This window comes from Thomasclavelia ramosa DSM 1402 (assembly GCF_014131695.1).
In the GTDB taxonomy this organism is placed as follows: domain Bacteria; phylum Bacillota_I; class Bacilli_A; order Erysipelotrichales; family Coprobacillaceae; genus Thomasclavelia; species Thomasclavelia ramosa.
Genome location: NZ_CP036346.1, coordinates 200445 through 219417 on the forward strand (window position 1 = coordinate 200445; position 18973 = coordinate 219417).

The following is an 18973-nucleotide window of genomic DNA, read 5'->3' on the forward strand; positions in this document are numbered from 1 at the left end:
GTAGCAGTATGAAAAGAGGTAAGAAAAATGAGTCAAGAAGAAATATTAAGTTATATTAATGATAGTCTTGTAATTAATGGTTCTTTTTATTCAAATCAGAATCTTCCTAATCAAATTAGTAATGCAATTTATACTTTTGGTGATTATAATGTTTTTGAAATCCTTGCATTTATTGATGCTACCAAAGAACAAGATGGCAGCCGAGGAATGATCATCACTCCAGCACAAATATATTTTAAGTTTGGTCAGGCTGGGATAATTGAATATCAAAAGATTATTTCTTTAGGATTGGAAAAACATCGTAATGATTCAATAATCAAAGCTATTATCAAATTAGAGGAGATAACATATACTTTTAGTAACCAGATAATCGACCCTGAAGTATTCGTTACAATGTTATCAAAAATTACTGGTATTGAAATAGAGATGATCATGGATACTCATGAAAAAGTAGAGTATTATACGAGGATTGTATTAAATGATCTTGAAAATGATGAATATGAAGATATTGTATTAACTCCAACTCAAAACAATAGTATCAAAGAGTTTTATAAGGAATTAGAGATGGTTCAGCAATTAGCTGATGAAGATTATCAATATGAATTAGAAAATATTTGTAATCGAGCACTTGAATTTTTTGATGTATTAGGGTTAGATAGTGATGAAATTGATGGTTTATTAGAATGTCAAAATCAATTTAATCAAAAAAATATTGAAGAAGAACAAAAGATAGATAATGCTCAGCAGTTTTATAATGATATGATGAATAAGTATCAACAAGGTGATAGTGAGATGTTCAACCGAGTTAAGAGTATAATGTCATCAATGGGAATAGATGAAAATGATTTAGCAGGGAAAAGTCCAGAAGAAATCGAGGATTTTTTATGTGGTAAATTTGGTATTTCAAAAAGTATGCTTGAAAAACTAGCAGGAAGGTTTAATAAAGGTACAGTGAAACACTGATTTAATAGCAGTGTTTCACTGTTTTCATAAAAAGACCTCTTTAACAAGCAAATGCTCATTAAAGAGGAATAATTAAGTTTATTTAGTTTTAGGTTTATTATTACTGTTTTTATTAGCGATAGTACGAACAACTTCACCTAAATCGGCACCAGTTAGATCTTTTAAAACTTCAAACCCATTAGCAGCAACATCACTAACAATTTTACTAACTTTACTTCCGCCATCACCGCTACCGTTATCAATAACAGTAATCTTGTCGATTTGTTCCATTGGTTTGGCAATTTGTGCCATAATTTCTGGGAGACGTTCAACTACCATTGACATCATTGCGGCCTCACCATATTTTTCCATGGCTTCGGCTAAACGGTCTTTGGCCTCGGCTTCGGCAATTCCCTTAGCTTTTAAAGCTTCGGCTTCAGCTTCCCCTTGTGCTCGAATAGCTTCGGCTTCAGCTTTAGCTTCTAATAATTTGGCGTCAGCGCGTGCCTGAGCTTCGATTTTTAATGCTTGAGCTCGAGCTTCGGCTTCTTTAATCGATTTTATTTTATTTGCTTCAGCTTGAACCTCAGTTTCATATTTTTTAGCGTCAGCTGGTTTTTTTACAGATGCCACTAATTGTTCTTCAACTACTTGTGCTTCTTTTTTTGCTAATTCAACATTACGATCAGCAACGATTTTATTATTTTCAATTTCTTGAAGCTTGTATGAAACATCGGCATTGGCTTTGATTTTATCTTGTTCGGCACGATATTGTTCCATTCGAATTGTTTTATCACGATCACTTTGAGCAATTTCAGCTTCAGCTTCTAATTTAGCTTTTTGCCCCTCGCGTACTGCAGCAGCAGTTTTAACTTCGGTATCTCTTGCTCTTTCAGCGCTAGCAATATCAGCATCTGCTTTTGATTGGGCGATTTGAGGGATTGCCCGGTTTTCTAAATATCCCCCTTGAGTAGCAATTTTTAATACTGTATATGATAACAAACGTAATCCCATGTTATCTAATTCTCGTGTAATACTGTCTTCAATTGAGTTTTCGAATGCGACACGATCTTCATTAATTTGTTCTACGGTTAATGTAGAAACAATTCCCCGAAGTTTACCTTCCAAGATTTGTTCAACTACAGTTTTAATATTTTGAGTAGTACGATCAGCATTACCACTGCAAAATTGCTCGACTGCAATTAATACTTTCTCTGGATTATTGTCAACTTTAACAACTGCAGTACCAGCAATATCAACAAAAATTCCTTGTTTTGAAGGTGCTTCAGTGATATCAGTGGTCATTGAAACAGCTTCTAATGAAATGATACAAGATGTTTCAAGAAATGGTACTTGAATACCCCCTTTACCCGTTAGAACACGTTTCTTTAATCCGGTGATAACTAAAGCTTTGTCAGCAGGAACTCTTTTCCAGCATGTCAATAAAATAATAATAAGTAGTAGAACAATAGCTACAGCAATAACAATAGTCATGTGTTCTGTAAAGAAATTATCTGAAATCATTTTTTCTCCCCTTTTCTAAAGTGTTATGGTTTTAAGATAATCACTTTGATAATTTTGAATATTTTCAATGGTTACATCGTGAGTATAATTATCAGAGTAATATACTTTGATTTGGCGATTTGTATAATCAAGGTAACCATAATATCCCTTATTAGAATCTCTTTCTTTGATGACCATAATGTCATCATATGGCAGTTTTAAATAAGCTTGATAATAATAATGTTTAAATAAAATTTCCGCATTTGTTTCTAAAAAATCAATACTATCAACATTCATATAGATATCAATATCTGATAAATTAGTGAAGACATCTAATGCCGGATCTTCAAAATTATAAAATGCAATAGTCTCTATAGTTAATTCTTCCTCATCAATAATGGAGCAATAATAAGTATCATTAGGAACGATTAAAACATTATTTGTATAGCCATTGTCAAGATACTTGATATACAAATAATACTCAGAATCATTCCTGATTTCTAATAAATCATCATTACCTCTTGTAACACTAATTAAATCAAGATAATTTAAGCCATCTTCAACATAATTTAAATATGTGATAGCAACATTGTAATTTTCATTATTTTCAATATTATCCAGATAGCTCAAATCGTTTGAACTAGGTTCTTGCAAAACGGCATCATTGACTAGATAATTTAAATTATTATATAAATAGGTATTATTAGTAGATTCATTATCTTGATTAGAGGCAATAAAATAAATTAACCCAAAGACGACAACTATTATAATTAAAACAATTAGCCTTTTATGATTACTGCTTTTATCATAATCACGACTTTGGTGCTGGTATTTTTTTGCGGCTTGTTTAACTTCTGCCGTAGTTTTTTTGGAATGATTACGCAATTTCTCTTTACGCAACTTGTTTTGTTGTTCTTGGGTCTTTCTTTTTTGACTTTGTAGTTTCGCTTCCTGTTTTTTTTGAAGAACTCGTGCTTCTTCTTTTTCTCTGATTGCTTTTTGCTCATTAGCGATTTGTTTATCAAATTTAGACTTGTACTGGTTCATTAAGCTGTCAAAATCAGTACTTTGCTGCGGTTCGATTGCTTGGCTGCCATGCTGGTAAAAATTTAAGTATTGATCAATTAAAGTGTCGATCTTATCCTTTTTATCCATAGCCTCACCCCTCTGTATTTAATTAAATTGTATCATATAACTACATCTTTCGACTATTAATATTTCTTAAAATTAGTATCAGTTCAAATAATTATATATATGAGTTACAAAGCATAAATATACTTGCAAAAATGTCGATAATTATTGTTAAAACTTTTTAAATAAAGTACACTTATCAGTGTATTTTTGGTAAAATGTTCATAGAAAGAGAAGTGAAGATTATGGATCAAGTAGAAATAGTAATTGTAACTGGGATGTCAGGTGCAGGGAAGACTAGCGCGATGGCCTGTTTTGAAAATCTGGCATACCGTTGTATTGATAATTATCCGGTTGCCTTATTGACTGAATTTGCGGAATTAGTGCAGGATAATCCCAAATACCAAAGAGTAGCGATGGCAGTAAGTTTGGATGATGCACTTAAAGCAATTAGATTATTATCAAATTTAGATTGGATTCATCTAACTGTCGTATTTTTAGATTGTGATGATGAAGTTCTAGTTAAAAGATATAAAGAAACAAGAAGGTCTCATCCTTTGTTGATTTCAAATAAAGCGTCTTCTTTAATTGAAGCAATAGAGTTTGAACGACGTTTAGCAGAGCCGATTTCACGATTAGCACATTTAGTAATTGATACAACAAAATTAAAAGGAGCAAGATTCCAAAATTTATTAGAAGATTATTTTAGTAAAGGGAAAATTGACCCATTTAGAATAACCTTTGAATCATTTGGATATAAACATGGGGTACCCAAAGATGCAGATTTATTATTTGATGTCAGATTCTTACCAAACCCTTTTTACATTGAAGAATTACGTCATTTAACAGGAAATGATCAAGCTGTTTATGATTATGTAATTGATAAAGAGGAAACAAAAGTCTTTATTGAAAAGATGACTGTTTTATTTGATTATTTATTAAAAGAATATGAAAAAGAAGGTAAGATGCATTTAATTATTGGAATTGGCTGTACTGGAGGACAACATCGTTCAGTTTCGTTAACTAATTATTTTGCTGATCACTACAGTAAAGTTTATCAAGTTCATCGGTTACACCGTGATGCAGATCATTAAGGATTAAGATGGTATCTTTTTCAAGAGTTGTCAAAGAAGAAGTAGTTTTTAATGATTTTGAATCATGTTGTCAAAGAGCAATGTTATGTGCAGTAATTAAGATCAATGGGACATTATCGCTATCAAATCATGGTCTTTCTTTAACGATTAGAACAGAGAATGCTAAGATTGCATCAAAAATACATAAAATGTTAAAAGAAGAGTATGATCCTCAGATCGAATTTCTTGTTTCAAGAAAAATGAAACTAAAGAAAAATAATGTTTATATTTTAAAGGTTACTAAAGCAAGGGAAATTTTAGATGATTTATCATTGATGGATGGTTTGGGGTTTAATCAGATTCCTAATCCCAAGATTATTGAAAAGGAATGTTGTACAAGAGCTTATTTAGCAGGGGCATTTTTATCATGTGGAAGTGTTAATAATCCTGAAACATCAAATTATCATTTAGAAATGAGTTTTAATGAAGAAGAATTTGCTCAGTTTATTGCTGATTTAATTAATCGGTTTGAGTTAAATGCAAAGATTATTAAACGTCGTAATAAGTATGTAGTTTATTTAAAGTCTTCAGAAAAGATTGGTGATTTTTTACGGGCAATCGGAGCGAGCCAGTCAGTAATGAATTTTGAAAGTACTCGAATTGATCGCAGCATGTCAAATACTGTAAATCGCTGGAATAATTGTGATATTGCTAATGAAATGAAATCAATGGCAACAGCAAATAAACAATTAGAAGATATTGAGACGGTAGATATGTTTCTTGGTTTAGACATGCTTGATGAAAAAACACGTGCTGTTGCTTTAATTAGAAAAAAATATCCTGAATTAACATTAAATGAGCTGACTGAAGTTTATTATGAAGAAACTGGACAAACAATAAGTAAGTCCGGCTTGCATCATCGATTTAAGAAAATAAGTGAAGAGGCTAAACGATTGATCCAAATGGAGAGTGATTAAAATGGATAAAATTGAAGTTAAGTTTGGTCATCGTATTAAAGAATTGCGCTTGAAGCAAAATATTTCTCAAGAAGAATTGGCTTTTCGTTGCGGGTTATCAAAGAACTATATATCAGATGTTGAACGTGGAACAAGAAATGTTTCATTGAAATCAATTGAAAAAATAGCTAATGGTTTTGCGGTAAACCTAAAAGAATTATTTGATTTTAAATGATAAACGTGTATTATATCTATATATAAAGGAGTTGATTTGATGCCACTGTATTATGTGATTTTGATAATTTTAATCATTATTGTTATCTTAAGTTTGATTTTAAATCTACTTACTAATCCGATTGTTTGGATAATTATTGCGATATTAGTTGTTTGGTCAGCGATAAAAAGATATCTTTATACTAAACAGTTAGAAGAATATAACAAAGAATTTCAAAGAAAAACTGAAGAAAAGAAAAAGGCTTATTATAGCCAAGAAGAGTATCGTCGTGGTAGTGATGATATAATTGATGTCGATTATCAAGAATTTGATGAAGATGATAAATAATCATCTTCATTTTTTGTCTGCAATAAAACCCCCAGCTAGGCTGGGGGTCTCAAAAAGCTTTAGCGGAGTGATAATGAAAAACCTCACGTGATATAATATAAATGCGGCTACCAACTGCAAAAATAAGATATCACTGAGGAAATGACAAATGAATAAACAGTATTCAGATGACTTACATAGTTTATCACACACAAAATGGAGTTGCAAATATCATATTGTATTTGCACCAAAATATAGAAGAAGAGCATTTTATGAAGCAAGAAGGGTAGAGGTAGGAGCAATACTAAGACAATTATGTGAATGGAAAGGCGTAAATATAATAGAAGCGGAAGTATGCATAGATCATGTACATATGTTAGTAGAAATACCGCCCAAATATAGTGTTTCAGGGTTTATGGGGTTTTTAAAGGGAAAAAGCAGTCAAATGATATATGAAAGATGGGCAAATGCAAGATATAAGTACAGACATGGAGAGTTCTGGTGTCGAGGATATTATGTAGATACAGTAGGAAAGAATGCGAAAAGAATAAAAAATTATATAGCGAATCAATTAAAAGAAGATCAGGAAAGAGAACAGCTGACACTGGATTTGGAATACCCGTTTAAAAAAGGAAAAGGGAAAAACTAAATAAATACAGAGTGCACGCGGTAGCCGTAGGCATAAGGAATGTCTTGAGACATGCGCTCTGAGAGCAGGGCTATGCCCGCAAATGTAAAACCACCGGCTTAGCCGGTGGATATTTATTAAAAAGGTGGATCGTTAATCCACCTTAAAGTTATGAAGTTCTTTTTTTATTAAGATTACTGCAATGACACTGGCAATTCCTTCGGCAATAACAAATGAAAGCCAAATTCCATTAAGCCCTATTACTTTCAATAAAATATAGGCTAAAGGTAAAGTAATAATAAATTGTCGCAATAGTGAAATCGTCAATGATTGACGTCCCTTACCTAAAGATTCAAAAACTCCGGAGATAACGACTCCCATTGTAGAAAGAATAAAACATGGTGAAATCACTCGAAGACCAATAATACCAATTTCTAATAATTGTTCAGTTGCATTAAACCATGATAGGACTAATTCTGGCAATCCCATAAAAATAATTGTTCCACAACATAAGATCACCGCAGTAGAGATAATTGAAACTTTGATAATCTTTTTAACACGATCAAAATGCCTAGCTCCATAATTATAACTAATTAATGGTCGCATTCCCTGAATCAATCCATTAGCTGGCATGTAAATAAATGATTGAAGCTTGAAATATATCCCAAAGAAAGCGATTGCCGTTTGTGATACTGTCGCTAACAAACTATTAAGTAAAGCAACTAAGATAGATGGTAATGATGTCATCACCCCTGATGGGATTGCAATTGAATAGATATTTTTAATAATTTGTGCATTTGGTTTAAAATTTTTTAAAGATACTTTGATACGTGAAGTTTTTCTAAATAAGATAATTGCTAGTAAACAGGCAGTCATCTGACCGATGATTGTCGCAATTGCAGCTCCAGCAACCCCAAACTCTAAGTAACCGTTTATTCCAAAAATTAAAATAGGGTCGAGGATAATATTGACAATTGCTCCAATTCCTTGTAAAAACATTGGAATCATCATATTCCCAGTAGCTTGAAACATTTTTTCAATAGTAATATGAATAATAGAACCAAAGGTAAAGGTAATCACGATTGACCCGTATGTAATTGCATAATCTAAAACAGTTGGGTTAGTAGTAAACATCAAAAAGAACGGTTTCATTAAAAAGATACCAATAAAAACAAATAATAAAGAGTGAAGAATAGCTAAAAAAATCCCATGATCACTAATATAATTAGCTTGTTTTTCATCACTGGCACCTAAACTTTTAGCAATCAATGCGTTAATTGCTACCCCGAGACCTACTGAAAAAGCTAATGACAGGTTTTGAAGTGGAAATGCTAATGATAAGGCGGTTAATGCTTCCTCTCCCAATTTAGCAACAAAAATACTATCAATAATATTGTACATTGATTGAATTAACATTGAAATCATCGGGGGAATTGCCATTTTCATTAATAATGGGAAGATGGGCTTGTGAGCCATCATATCATATTCTTGATTCATAAGTTCTCCTTCCTTCGCAAAAAAAGCTATAACCTCCCGTTTATAACTCAGAAACGTGGAAAAGCTATAGCTTATTATTTAAGCGGTTTATTAAGTTTGCACATCAAGCATAACGTAATTTTATCATGATGTCAATTAGATAATTTTATCTTTTTAAGACTTGATCAAAGCGTTGATACAATCAAGATAGAAATGGGTAATCTGAGTCGTTGCTCTGTTCATGGTACTGTAAAACCATTTGACCAATTTCTTTACCAAAAATATCATTGATCATTTTATAGGATTCTAGAGAGTATTTATGATTTTTTTCAGCAGTTGTTAAAGGACCTGTTTTAAGCAGAATACTTGTAGGAATATTAATTTTTCAATATTGTGAAGTATGGAAGAAATTATTTAATCTGGTATCAGACATATTTAACTCATGAGCAACTTTCATTGCTAATTTTTGAACTCAAATGCAATGTTCTTTGGTATGTTAACCTTTAGCTTGAAGTATTGTCATGATTGTATTTAACATAGTGATTAGCTTTTTATGATAATATAACTCATTATTGCTGTACAATTAAAAACAGTAGCTTCAATAATTTGAAAAGGATATTGTATTGTGATTGGGGAATTATTAAAATATCACTAGGGATCGATAGTTTGTTTTTTCAACCAGATAATATTACGTAAGTTTCTGTGGCGTCTCGAGTATCTAAAGCACCAAAGACACTATGCAGGATTCGGTAACGAACTGCCTTAATGCTATTTGCACAAAAAGTAATCTAGAACCATTTTCTTTAACTATTAGTTAATCCTTTCATTGAATTGTCCTTTTGATTATTTAATTAATTGTATAAAAAGAATATTATGGTGTTGATTTATATTGGTTAGATAAAATCGTTATTATGGGTAGCCCCAAGATTATACCTTTTATTTTAAGTGAAATATCGTTATAATTAGAGTTAGGTGAAATTATGAAAAAAATTAAAGAAATAGTCGTTGTTGAAGGTAAAACAGACACAGCCTTATTAAAAGAATTATTTGAAGTAGATACGATTGAGACACACGGATTAGCATTGGATCAACAAACATTAGAATTAATTCAAGAAGCAAGTAAAAGTCGAGGAATTATTGTTTTGACAGACCCTGATTTTCCAGGGAAAAAAATTCGTGATCAAATTCAAGCAGTTGTCCCTAACTGTCAACATGCTTTTGTTGCTAAAAAGGATGCTAGAGGTAAGAAGAAATTAGGTATTGCTGAAGCTAATAAAGAAGCTGTGATAGAAGCATTAGAAAATGTAGTTTCTTTTGATGTTAATCGAGAAAGCATTACTTGGAGTGAATTTGTTGCTTTAGATATTATTGGTAATAAGCAAAGAAGATTGATGGTGTATGAGGCATTTAATTTGGGTTATGGGAATGTCAAAACACTTTTTAAACGATTAAATATGGTTGGAATCACTAAAGAACAGGTGTTAGGGAGGTTAAATGATGGATCTAGGTAAACATAATGGTTATACATTTAAAGTAAGTAATGAATTTAAAGGGGAATATCTAGTCCCGATTATTGATAATTTAAAAGTGAAGTATCGTGATTTTTATGATGACTATGATGAAGTATATCATTGTAATCAGCTAGTACATATTTTAAAAGATGACCCTAATGTTAATGTTGATTATCATGTTATGTATAAGTATGATCAATGTGTTGGTTTAGCGATGGTAACAACGGGGAATATTGATTCTTCAAAATATTTTGATAAACCAGTCTTTGAACAAGGGGCTAATGCAATTGTTCTTAATTATTTCCATATTTCACCAAAGGCACGAGGAAATGGGAATTATTGGTTAAGAAATGTAATTATTCCTCATTATCAAGATAAAGAAGATTTGTATTTAAAGTCATCACATTCTAAAGCATTTAGTCTTTATCAACGTTTGGGTGAGGAGATTGGATCGTATCAAACACTAAGTGATAATGGTGAATTTAAAAGAGCAGGAAAGATTTTTAAAATCAAGGTGAATCAGTAATGAAGGAAATCGCAACTCCCTCGACAACAAAATATATTTTAGAAAAATATCATTTGAATGCGTTAAAGAAATATGGTCAAAATTTTTTAATTGATGTAAATATAATAAATAAGATCGTGACTAGTGCAAAGATTGATCAAACAACGGCGGTTATTGAAGTAGGACCGGGAATTGGCGCATTAACACAAGTATTAGGGCGTTATAGTGGAAAAGTTACTAGTTTTGAAATTGATGAGCGTTTTATGCCTGTGTATCAGGAGTTTTTAAATCAAGATAATATTGAAATTATCTTTGGTGATTTTATGGAACAGGATATTAAACCGATTGTTGATCAGTTAAAGCAAAGATATCAAAAAGTATGTTTAGTTGCTAATCTTCCATATTATATTACAACGGCAATAATTGAAAAAGTTGTGTTAGGAAATTTTGGAATCGATGAAATGATTGTTATGGTTCAAAAAGAAGTAGCTTTAAAAATGACGGGTATTTATAAAAATCCATTATTATTGATGATTAAAGATATGGGGACAATTGAATACTTATTTACTGTTAATAAAAATGTATTTATGCCTGCTCCGCATGTTGATTCAGCAATTTTAAAAATTGAGTTAAAAAAAGCACCGGATTTGAAATTATATGAAGTATTAAATATTTGTTTTAAACAGCGACGAAAAACGATTTTAAATAATTTAAAGCAAAGTTATGAGGAAGCTGAAGAAATTTTATTGCAGACGGGAATTGAAAATCGAAAAAGAAGTGAAGAATTAGAATTAGCGGATTTTAAAAATATCACCAAAATGATTTAATTACATATAATATCATGGTGATATAAATGAAAATTGGTGATATTGTCTGTCGAAAAAAATATGGCAAAGATATCTGTTTTAAAATTACCGATATTCAAGATGATGTTTATTATTTGACTGGAATTGAATATCGGTTAGTAGCTGATAGTGATGAGAGTGATTTGGAATTAAGTGATTTTAGTAGTGAGAAAAGTGATATAATAGTAGAAAGTCGACCATGTTTAAAAGGTAGTGTGCTGCATATTGATGGAGATAAACATTATCTTGACATGTGTTTGAAAAAATATGAAGAATTTAATATCAATGTTCATGGCTATTTTATGAAAGAAAATGAAATTAAAGATCAAATTATTCCTTTATTAGAAAAACATCGCCCTAATTTATTGGTGATAACCGGTCATGATGCAATGAAGAAAAATGGTAATCGCAAAGATATTAATAGTTATTTGCATACTAAAGATTTTGTAGAAGCAATTCGTCGAGCACGTTTGTATGAGGATGACAAAGATAGTTTGATTATTTTTGCTGGAGCGTGTCAATCGTACTATGAGCTTTTATTAGCTAGTGGAGCTAATTTTGCTTCTAGTCCAAGCAGAAAAAATATTCATGCGCTTGATCCGGTTTTTGTAGTAAGTCAGATTGCTAATGCGAGTATCAAAAATTATGTTGACTTAGAGAAAATTGTGGCTAAAACTTCAAATAAGCATTTAGGCGTTGGAGGGATCGACACAAGAGGAGTAGCACGAAAAATATATCCGACAAGTAGGTGAAGTAATGAAAGTAAAAGCATACGCAAAAATAAATTTAGCACTTGATGTAATCGGAAAAAGAGAAGATGGATATCATGAATTAGAAATGATCATGGCTCCAATTACTTTACATGATTTAATCTATATTAATACTATTGCTAGCGGAATTGAAATTGATTCAAATAGCAAAATCATGCCCACGGATGAACGAAATATTATGTATAAGGTTGTTGCTTTAATGAAAGAACGTTATAACATCAAAAAAGGGGTTAAGATCTTTGTTTATAAGCATATTCCTACTCAAGCTGGTTTAGCGGGAGGAAGTGCTGATGGTGCGGCGGTAATTAAAGCAATGAATAAATTATTTTATTTAAATCTGAGCAATGAGGAAATGGCTGCATTAGGAAAAGAAGTTGGGGCAGATATTCCTTTTTGTATTTATCAAAAAATTGCTTTAGTTAGTGGTGTTGGTGAAAAATTAGAATTTATAAAGAATTCTTTTGAATGTAAAGTATTATTAGTTAAACCTAAACGAGGGGTATCAACGAAAAAATCATTCACTAGTTTAGATTTAAGTAAAGCTAGCCATCAAGACTGTCGATTAATGGCGACAGGAATTGAAGATGGTAATTATCAAATAGTCATCGATAATCTTCAAAATACTTTAGAAGAGCCGTCAATCAAGATGGTACCAGAGATTGCTAAGATTAAAGAGGAAATGATGAAAATTGGATTTGATGGAGCTTTAATGTCTGGAAGTGGATCGTGTGTTTTTGGCTTGACACGTAATAATATTATTTTAGAAAAGGGAATGAAGTATTTTAAGGGAAAATATTATTTTGTAAGGAAAACAGAAATATTGAATGATGAGGAAATTGATTAAATCAATTTCTTTTCAATTTTACGACATATTTTATCTTTTTTTCCTTTAACAAATGTAAATTTTTTGTTATTATGTTGTTGTTAATGAAGAGGTGTGAAAATGAAAACTTATGCGGTAGTTATGGCGGCTGGTAAAGGTACCAGAATGAAGTCAGATAAACCAAAGGTTGTCCATGAGGTTTTATACAAGCCGATGATCAATCATATTGTTGATGAATTGAAACAAGTTGGTGTTGATGAAATCTACGTAATTGTTGGTCACAAAGCAGAAGAAGTTGAAAAACTGTTAGACGGGGTAAATATTATTTATCAGAAAGAACAGTTAGGAACTGGACATGCATTAATGCAATGTAAAGATGCTTTGGCAGGTAAAGCAGGAACAACTGTGGTGTTAAATGGTGATGCTCCACTAATTACTAGTGAAACATTAAAAGATTTAATTGCTTATCATAACGATAACCAATTAAAAGGAACGATCATGACATGTGATTGTGATTTAGATAAAAAATTTGGTCGTGTAATTAGAAATAATGATCAAGTAACGGGGATTGTCGAATTTAAAGACTGTACTCCAGAGCAAGTTCAAATTAGTGAGATGAACTGCGGAGAATATTGTTTTGATAACATTGCAGTATTTGAAGCGTTAGAAAAAGTAACTAATGATAATGCTCAAAATGAATATTATATCACTGATGTAATAGAAATCATGAATAATGATAAACTTAAAGTCGGTGGATATAAAATTGCTGATTTAGCTGAAGTTGGGGGAATCAACGATCGGGTTGAACTTGCGGAAGCAACTAAATCATTACAATTAAAAATAAATAAACAACATTTATTAAATGGTGTTAACATTATTGATATTAATAATACTTATATTGGAGTTGATGTAACGATTGGTGCTGATACGACAATCGAACCAGGATGTATTATTAAAGGTAAGTCAAGTATTGGCAGCAATTGCCATATTGGGCCTTATTGCGAATTTGATAATGTTGAAATTAAGGATAATGTTGAAATTAAATTCTCAGTTATCTCTGATTCGATTATCGAAAATGGTGTAGATATTGGACCATTTGCTCGTCTAAGAACTAACTGCCATATTTTAGAAGATGCTCATATGGGTAACTTCGTTGAAATGAAAAAAGCAGTCTTTGGAAAAGGAAGTAAAGCATCACATTTAACTTATGTTGGTGATGCAACTGTCGGAAGTAATGTAAACATGGGATGTGGAACAATTACTTCAAATTATGACGGTAAAAATAAATTCCAAACTATTATTGGTGACAATGCCTTCATTGGATGTAATAGTAATTTAGTTGCTCCAGTAACGGTCGGTGCTAATGCCTATGTTGCAGCGGGCTCAACTATTACAGATCAAGTTGAAGATTCCGCTTTTGCAATTGCTCGGGCTCGCCAAGTTAATAAAGATGGATATGCCAAAGTATTAGAAGAAAAAAGAAATCAAAAAGGAAAATAGGAGAAGAAAATGAAAAATAAAATAACTGTCTTTGCATTATCAGCTAGTGGTGAATTAGCTAACGATATCGCAGAAAAATTAGGAACAAAAGTAGGAAAAAGTAAAGTGCATCATTTTGCTGATGGAGAAATCTTAGTTGAAATTGATGAATCAGTACGTGGTAAGGATGTCTTTATTGTCCAGTCTACTTCTAATCCGGTCACTGAAAACTTAATGGAAATCTTAGTTTTAGCTGATGCTTTAAAAAGAGCTTCTGCTAAAGAAATTACAGCAATCATTCCATATTTTGGATATGCTCGTCAAGATCGTAAGGCTAAACCAAGACAACCAATTACGTCTAAATTAGTAGCTGACTTATTAACTGTAGCTGGTGTAACTAGAGTTGTAACAGTTGACTTGCATGCAGCTCAAATTCAAGGGTTCTTTGATATTCCAGTTGATGAAATGCAGGCATTGCCACTTATCTCAAACTACTTTAAGAAGAAAGATATGGAAGATATTTGCGTGGTTTCTCCTGACCATGGTGGTGCCACTAGAGCTCGTAAATTAGCAGTAGCTTTAGATGCCCCAGTTGCAATTATTGATAAAAGAAGACCTAAACCAAACGTGGCTGAAATCATGGGTGTTTTAGGGGATGTATCCGGGAAGAACTGTATTATGGTTGATGACATGATCGATACTGGAGGAACCATTGTTGCTGGTATTGAGATGTTAAAAGAAAAAGGTGCTAAATCAGTTCATGTTGCTTGTACGCACCCAGTATTCTCTGGACCTGCAGTTGAAAGATTACAAAATTCATCTGCTGATGAAGTTGTTGTAACAGATACAATCAAATTACCTGAAGATAAAATGTTCCCTAAATTAAAGACAGTTTCTGTAGCAGGTTTACTTGCTAAAACAATCGAAAACATTGAAAACTGTTTACCAGTTTCTGATGTCTTTGAAATGTTTGATTTTGATAAATAATATTTTGTGTTTCTTAATGAAACTAGAGTCGTCTATTTGGATAAATTTAAAGGATATAATTTTTAAGATTATATCCTTTTATCTTTTTTTAGTTACAAATTATTTTAGAAAAGATGATATTTATGCCCAGAAGGAAGATGATAAAAGTAAGAAATTCCTAGACCAATTACAGCGATTAAAAATAAAATTAAGTAAAAATCAGTATAAGAATAAGTATCAAGTATTTTTCCACCAAGACCTTGACCAACAATTGAAGAAAAACTATTGAATGTAGAAACCCATGCAAGAGCACTCATCTGTAAATCAGAATCAACTATAGAAACAACGATTTTCATATTGAGCATAATAAAGATTACGGTTGATACAGCCTTAGTACCGATAGATATAATCACATGTATGATATTATAAGGAATAAAACAATATGTACCAAACTGAATGATTAATAAGATAAAAACAATTATTAACATATGACGATTTGAAATGTTATTCATAAAACGATGAGAATAATAAATAATTGGTAATTCTGAAATAGTAATCAATAAAATAATTGTAGAAACCTTATCAACTGAAATCCCTTGATGCTGAAACATTGCTGGTAAATAGGTCGTATTTAGGTTAGTTATCGCATAGAATAAGCAAACTATAATCAAATAGACGATAAAGTTTTTATTCCATAAGCCTAGGTGTTGTGTAGTCGTTTCACCATGAATATCAGAATTTTTATGTTCGTTTCTAGTACCGATAATACCTAGAAGACAAATTCCTAGGCTAATAGAAAAAAAGAAATACATACTTTCAGGTGAAATGTATTGATATATAAGACCACCGATTTGTGAACCAATAGCATATCCAATTGTTCCCCAGATTCTAATTTTTCCATATTGATATTTAGATAAGGTGGCCATTCTTTCAATAACTGGCTTAGTGCTGTTAAAGAGCCCTAAAGTAAGACTGTACAATAAAGTAATACTAAAAAGATGTTTTGCAAAAATTAGAGCTATTCCTAAAATTGCGGCAATAATTAAAACAACACTATTTACCCATTTTAAGTTAAAGTGATCATTTAGATAGCCTACTAGAGGCTGTAAAATTACTGAAACAATGTATGAAGATGCTACTACCAGACTAACTTGTGAAGCACTATATCCACGATCTAGCAGATAAACAGAAATCAGGCCTGATAATAACGCCAGTGATAAAAAATAGAATAAATACATTAATAAATAACTTAAGTAACTATCTCGATACTGCATTTAAATTGCCCCCTTTAATAATATAATCAAAATATCACAGCTATGAACGTGATTAAATATTTAAATATTATTTAGACATAATGTTCACAATTAATAGTCAATATTTATTAAAATTTGTAAATAATATTCTCATTCTATATAATGAAGATATTAGGAGGTAATGATGATGTTGTTAAAAGAACAAATGAAAGCCTACCCCTTTTCACATAATGAACGGGTAATTATTGATTATATTCTAGATAAACAGATTAATATTAAAGACTATTCTGTTAAAATGATTGCTGATGCAACATTTACATCACCATCAACTTTGATTAGAATTTCGAAGAAGCTGGGTTTTCAAGGCTGGGTTGAATTTAAAGACGCCTATTTAGAAGAAGCAAATTATTTAAATAGCCATTTTTGTAATATTGATTCTAATTTACCGTTCAGTAACCAAGATTCTATTATGACAATAGCTAGTAAAATCGTAAATTTACACATTGAAAGTGCTAAAGATACTTTGTCTTTGTTCCAACATGATTCATTACAAAAAGCAGTACGAATTTTACACCAAAGTAAAGAGATACGGGTATTTGCAATGTCAAATCTAAATTTTGCTGGAGAAGAATTTGTATTTAAATTAAATCGAATTCATAAAAAAGCCTATATTCACCCTATACAAGATAATCTATTTCATGATGCTGCAATGTCTTCACCTGATGAATGTGCTATTTGTATCTCTTATTCAGGTGAGTCTTCTAATATTGTGAAGACCGCTCAGATATTAAAAGAAAATAACTGTCCAATTATAGCTATTACGAGTATTGGGAATAATAGTCTTTCAGATTTAGCTACGGTTACTTTGCGTGTTACGACAAGGGAAAAATCATTTTCAAAAATTGCTGGATTTTCATCATTAGAATCTATCAGTATAGTTTTAAACACCCTATATGCTTGTTTATTTTCATTAAATTACCATGATAATCTGACTTATAAACTTGATATTGCTAAAAAAATAGAAAATGCTCCTATTATTAATAATGAAATTATAGCTGAGAAAGATGATGAGTAAAGTTAACACGATTAGATATCTAATTCTCTTATTGACATTCTAAGTATATCTGTTATGATATCAAAGAGCCGACGGATACATATTCCGCTTAAGTAATTAAGTGTCGGGGAATATGTAATGTTGAAAACACATTCTTTTAAGGATGTGTTTTTTATTTCAAATAAAACTATACATAAAACGAATAGTATAAATAAAATATAAGTATTAGACATAGTAATGCAATTGATTATAATGAAAGTGTAATCAAAGGAGGATAATTATTATGGATAAAAAAATACTTAGATTTGCCTTATTATCAGCATCATTATTAGTGGGGAGTGCTGCAGCGATTAATGCTAATATTCCGGCCATGGCACAACATTTTGATCAAGTACCATTATCAATGGTAGAAATGTTAACGACGGTACCGTCATTATTTTTGATGATTTCCGTTTTAACAAGTTCTTTAATTGCTAAAAGAGTTGGGTATAAGCAAACAATTACTATTGGGCTGGGAATTGTTATGATTGCAGGGATAGTACCGTTATTAATTGATAATTTTATGATTATTTTGATTAGTCGTGCAATGTTGGGATTTGGTGTTGGTCTGTTTAATTCACTATTGGTATCGATGATCAATTATTTTTATGATGCTAAAGAGCGTTCATCAATGTATGGATTACAATCAGCATTTGAAGGGGCAGGAGGAATTGCGATTACTTTTATCGCTGGTCAGTTATTAAAGATTAATTGGCAGGCTCCGTTTATTGCTTATATGATTGCAATACCTGTTTTCTTTATTTATTTTAAGTTCGTCCCTCAGGTAAAAACAGCCGATGTGATTAAGGCTAATGGTGGGGATAAAATAAAAAAAGAAAGCCATAAAAGTGCCGGCTTTTTGCCAGTGGTTTATTATGTTGGATTAATTTTTATGGCTGCAATGTTATATATGATCATGGGTATTAAGATTGCTTCTTTAATGACTGGTGAGGGATATGGAACAGCGAGTGATGCTAGTTTAGTAATTATTTTATTATCATTAGGTGGAATTAGCGCAGGACTATTATTTGGAAAAATCTTAAAGGTTTTTAATCAGCTTACTACATCGATTGGATTAATTATTTTAGCATTAGCAATGGTAATTTTAGGATTAAGTCAAAATTTAGTTATAACGTTTGTTGGTGGATATTTAACGGGGTTTGGTTTTAAAATTTTTATGCCAAGTTTGATTGATAAAATTAATAATTCAAATATTCCAAATACTACGTTAGCTACTTCATTATTATTGGTTGGATTCAATTTAGGGGTGTTTATCTCTCCTTATGGCAGTATTGTAATCCAAAGTCTTATGAGAACTGAAGCTTTACCAGCTTTATTTATTGCTAATGCTATAGGATTTATCAGTTTAAGTACAATTACATTAATTATTACCCTTATAAAAAATAAAAAAACAGTTAATATCGTTCAAAAAGTTTTAGAATAATAGTATTATAGATAAATAACTCGTATAATAAAAA

19 protein-coding genes are annotated in these 18973 nt (G+C 31.2%); 15 read left to right on the forward strand and 4 right to left on the reverse strand.

The genetic code is table 11. The annotated features are described in order from the left end of the window. The first annotated feature begins 27 nt into the window (after nucleotides 1-27). The gene (locus EYR00_RS00890; RefSeq protein WP_003535197.1) at nucleotides 28-963 is read left to right on the forward strand and encodes a hypothetical protein; all 936 of its coding nucleotides are present in this window, start codon (nucleotides 28-30) and stop codon (nucleotides 961-963) included. A 78-nt stretch (nucleotides 964-1041) separates the two neighbouring features. Here the strand turns inward: EYR00_RS00890 and EYR00_RS00895 are convergent, their stop codons facing one another. After that, nucleotides 1042-2466 carry an SPFH domain-containing protein gene (locus tag EYR00_RS00895; RefSeq protein ID WP_003535196.1) on the reverse strand — a complete coding sequence of 475 codons (1425 nt, stop codon included), beginning with the start codon at nucleotides 2464-2466 and terminating at the stop codon, nucleotides 1042-1044. Between the two features lie 15 nt (nucleotides 2467-2481). Then, entirely contained in the window at nucleotides 2482-3600 is a 1119-nt protein-coding gene (locus EYR00_RS00900; protein WP_003535195.1) for a hypothetical protein, read from the reverse strand. Nucleotides 3601-3821: 221 nt separating this feature from the next. Here EYR00_RS00900 and rapZ point away from each other — a divergent pair, with 221 nt between their 5' ends. The 5 genes from rapZ (at nucleotide 3822) to tnpA (ending at nucleotide 6795) form a co-directional block, all read left to right on the forward strand. Next, a complete protein-coding gene (gene rapZ, locus EYR00_RS00905) occupies nucleotides 3822-4670 on the forward strand; it encodes an RNase adapter RapZ (protein ID WP_009299336.1) in 849 nt (282 codons plus the stop codon). An 8-nt stretch (nucleotides 4671-4678) separates the two neighbouring features. Then, the gene (whiA, locus tag EYR00_RS00910; RefSeq protein WP_003535193.1) at nucleotides 4679-5626 is read left to right on the forward strand and encodes a DNA-binding protein WhiA; all 948 of its coding nucleotides are present in this window, start codon (nucleotides 4679-4681) and stop codon (nucleotides 5624-5626) included. 1 nt (nucleotide 5627) lies between these two features. After that, nucleotides 5628-5840 (forward strand): helix-turn-helix domain-containing protein, encoded by a 213-nt coding sequence (locus EYR00_RS00915; protein WP_008792445.1) that lies wholly within the window; start codon nucleotides 5628-5630, stop codon nucleotides 5838-5840. A 39-nt stretch (nucleotides 5841-5879) separates the two neighbouring features. Beyond that, a complete protein-coding gene (locus tag EYR00_RS00920; RefSeq protein WP_003535191.1) occupies nucleotides 5880-6167 on the forward strand; it encodes a hypothetical protein in 288 nt (95 codons plus the stop codon). A 148-nt stretch (nucleotides 6168-6315) separates the two neighbouring features. Beyond that, entirely contained in the window at nucleotides 6316-6795 is a 480-nt protein-coding gene (tnpA, locus tag EYR00_RS00925; RefSeq protein ID WP_003535190.1) for an IS200/IS605 family transposase, read from the forward strand. A gap of 132 nt (nucleotides 6796-6927) precedes the next feature. On the opposite strand, the gene EYR00_RS00930 is transcribed toward tnpA, so the two are convergent. Continuing rightward, entirely contained in the window at nucleotides 6928-8271 is a 1344-nt protein-coding gene (locus tag EYR00_RS00930) for an MATE family efflux transporter (RefSeq protein ID WP_003535189.1), read from the reverse strand. A gap of 959 nt (nucleotides 8272-9230) precedes the next feature. On the opposite strand from EYR00_RS00930, the gene rnmV reads away from it, so the two are divergent. The 7 genes from rnmV (at nucleotide 9231) to EYR00_RS00965 (ending at nucleotide 15170) form a co-directional block, all read left to right on the forward strand. Further along, on the forward strand, nucleotides 9231-9761 hold the full coding sequence (gene rnmV / locus EYR00_RS00935; RefSeq protein ID WP_008792443.1) for a ribonuclease M5: 531 nt from the start codon (nucleotides 9231-9233) through the stop codon (nucleotides 9759-9761). Beyond that, the gene (locus EYR00_RS00940) at nucleotides 9748-10287 is read left to right on the forward strand and encodes a hypothetical protein (RefSeq protein WP_050754559.1); all 540 of its coding nucleotides are present in this window, start codon (nucleotides 9748-9750) and stop codon (nucleotides 10285-10287) included. Before rnmV ends, EYR00_RS00940 begins: the two co-directional genes overlap by 14 nt. Next, nucleotides 10287-11093, forward strand: a complete 807-nt coding sequence (rsmA, locus tag EYR00_RS00945) for a 16S rRNA (adenine(1518)-N(6)/adenine(1519)-N(6))-dimethyltransferase RsmA (protein WP_003535184.1) — start codon at nucleotides 10287-10289, stop codon at nucleotides 11091-11093. Before EYR00_RS00940 ends, rsmA begins: the two co-directional genes overlap by 1 nt. A 26-nt stretch (nucleotides 11094-11119) precedes the next feature. Then, nucleotides 11120-11863: a sporulation peptidase YabG gene (locus tag EYR00_RS00950; protein ID WP_003535182.1), complete on the forward strand. Its 744-nt coding sequence runs from the start codon at nucleotides 11120-11122 to the stop codon at nucleotides 11861-11863. 4 nt (nucleotides 11864-11867) lie between these two features. Further along, nucleotides 11868-12725, forward strand: a complete 858-nt coding sequence (ispE, locus tag EYR00_RS00955) for a 4-(cytidine 5'-diphospho)-2-C-methyl-D-erythritol kinase (protein ID WP_003535180.1) — start codon at nucleotides 11868-11870, stop codon at nucleotides 12723-12725. 99 nt (nucleotides 12726-12824) lie between these two features. Then, nucleotides 12825-14204, forward strand: coding sequence for a bifunctional UDP-N-acetylglucosamine diphosphorylase/glucosamine-1-phosphate N-acetyltransferase GlmU (glmU, locus tag EYR00_RS00960; RefSeq protein ID WP_003535179.1), 1380 nt, complete (start codon nucleotides 12825-12827; stop codon nucleotides 14202-14204). Between the two features lie 9 nt (nucleotides 14205-14213). Further along, complete coding sequence (locus tag EYR00_RS00965) at nucleotides 14214-15170, forward strand: ribose-phosphate diphosphokinase (RefSeq protein ID WP_003535177.1); 957 nt, start codon at nucleotides 14214-14216, stop codon at nucleotides 15168-15170. A gap of 104 nt (nucleotides 15171-15274) precedes the next feature. Here EYR00_RS00965 and EYR00_RS00970 read toward each other — a convergent pair whose 3' ends face one another. Then, the gene (locus EYR00_RS00970; protein WP_040434110.1) at nucleotides 15275-16423 is read right to left on the reverse strand and encodes an MFS transporter; all 1149 of its coding nucleotides are present in this window, start codon (nucleotides 16421-16423) and stop codon (nucleotides 15275-15277) included. Between the two features lie 163 nt (nucleotides 16424-16586). On the opposite strand from EYR00_RS00970, the gene EYR00_RS00975 reads away from it, so the two are divergent. Continuing rightward, nucleotides 16587-17477 (forward strand): MurR/RpiR family transcriptional regulator, encoded by an 891-nt coding sequence (locus EYR00_RS00975; protein WP_008792439.1) that lies wholly within the window; start codon nucleotides 16587-16589, stop codon nucleotides 17475-17477. Nucleotides 17478-17739: 262 nt separating this feature from the next. Beyond that, nucleotides 17740-18939 carry an MFS transporter gene (locus EYR00_RS00980; protein ID WP_003535171.1) on the forward strand — a complete coding sequence of 400 codons (1200 nt, stop codon included), beginning with the start codon at nucleotides 17740-17742 and terminating at the stop codon, nucleotides 18937-18939. Nucleotides 18940-18973 lie beyond the last annotated feature (34 nt).

Bases quoted from the DNA above. Each gene is read 5' to 3' on its own strand.
- rnmV (WP_008792443.1), top strand. From the start codon at position 9,231: ATGAAAAAAATTAAAGAAATAGTCGTTGTTGAAGGTAAAACAGACACA.
- EYR00_RS00940 (WP_050754559.1), top strand. From the start codon at position 9,748: ATGGATCTAGGTAAACATAATGGTTATACATTTAAAGTAAGTAATGAA.
- ispE (WP_003535180.1), top strand. From the start codon at position 11,868: ATGAAAGTAAAAGCATACGCAAAAATAAATTTAGCACTTGATGTAATC.
- whiA (WP_003535193.1), top strand. From the start codon at position 4,679: ATGGTATCTTTTTCAAGAGTTGTCAAAGAAGAAGTAGTTTTTAATGAT.
- EYR00_RS00895 (WP_003535196.1), bottom strand. From the start codon at position 2,466: ATGATTTCAGATAATTTCTTTACAGAACACATGACTATTGTTATTGCT.
- EYR00_RS00930 (WP_003535189.1), bottom strand. From the start codon at position 8,271: ATGAATCAAGAATATGATATGATGGCTCACAAGCCCATCTTCCCATTA.
- glmU (WP_003535179.1), top strand. From the start codon at position 12,825: ATGAAAACTTATGCGGTAGTTATGGCGGCTGGTAAAGGTACCAGAATG.
- EYR00_RS00975 (WP_008792439.1), top strand. From the start codon at position 16,587: ATGATGTTGTTAAAAGAACAAATGAAAGCCTACCCCTTTTCACATAAT.
- EYR00_RS00950 (WP_003535182.1), top strand. From the start codon at position 11,120: ATGAAAATTGGTGATATTGTCTGTCGAAAAAAATATGGCAAAGATATC.
- rapZ (WP_009299336.1), top strand. From the start codon at position 3,822: ATGGATCAAGTAGAAATAGTAATTGTAACTGGGATGTCAGGTGCAGGG.
- EYR00_RS00915 (WP_008792445.1), top strand. From the start codon at position 5,628: ATGGATAAAATTGAAGTTAAGTTTGGTCATCGTATTAAAGAATTGCGC.
- EYR00_RS00965 (WP_003535177.1), top strand. From the start codon at position 14,214: ATGAAAAATAAAATAACTGTCTTTGCATTATCAGCTAGTGGTGAATTA.
- EYR00_RS00970 (WP_040434110.1), bottom strand. From the start codon at position 16,423: ATGCAGTATCGAGATAGTTACTTAAGTTATTTATTAATGTATTTATTC.
- EYR00_RS00980 (WP_003535171.1), top strand. From the start codon at position 17,740: ATGGATAAAAAAATACTTAGATTTGCCTTATTATCAGCATCATTATTA.
- EYR00_RS00900 (WP_003535195.1), bottom strand. From the start codon at position 3,600: ATGGATAAAAAGGATAAGATCGACACTTTAATTGATCAATACTTAAAT.
- EYR00_RS00920 (WP_003535191.1), top strand. From the start codon at position 5,880: ATGCCACTGTATTATGTGATTTTGATAATTTTAATCATTATTGTTATC.
- EYR00_RS00890 (WP_003535197.1), top strand. From the start codon at position 28: ATGAGTCAAGAAGAAATATTAAGTTATATTAATGATAGTCTTGTAATT.
- rsmA (WP_003535184.1), top strand. From the start codon at position 10,287: ATGAAGGAAATCGCAACTCCCTCGACAACAAAATATATTTTAGAAAAA.
- tnpA (WP_003535190.1), top strand. From the start codon at position 6,316: ATGAATAAACAGTATTCAGATGACTTACATAGTTTATCACACACAAAA.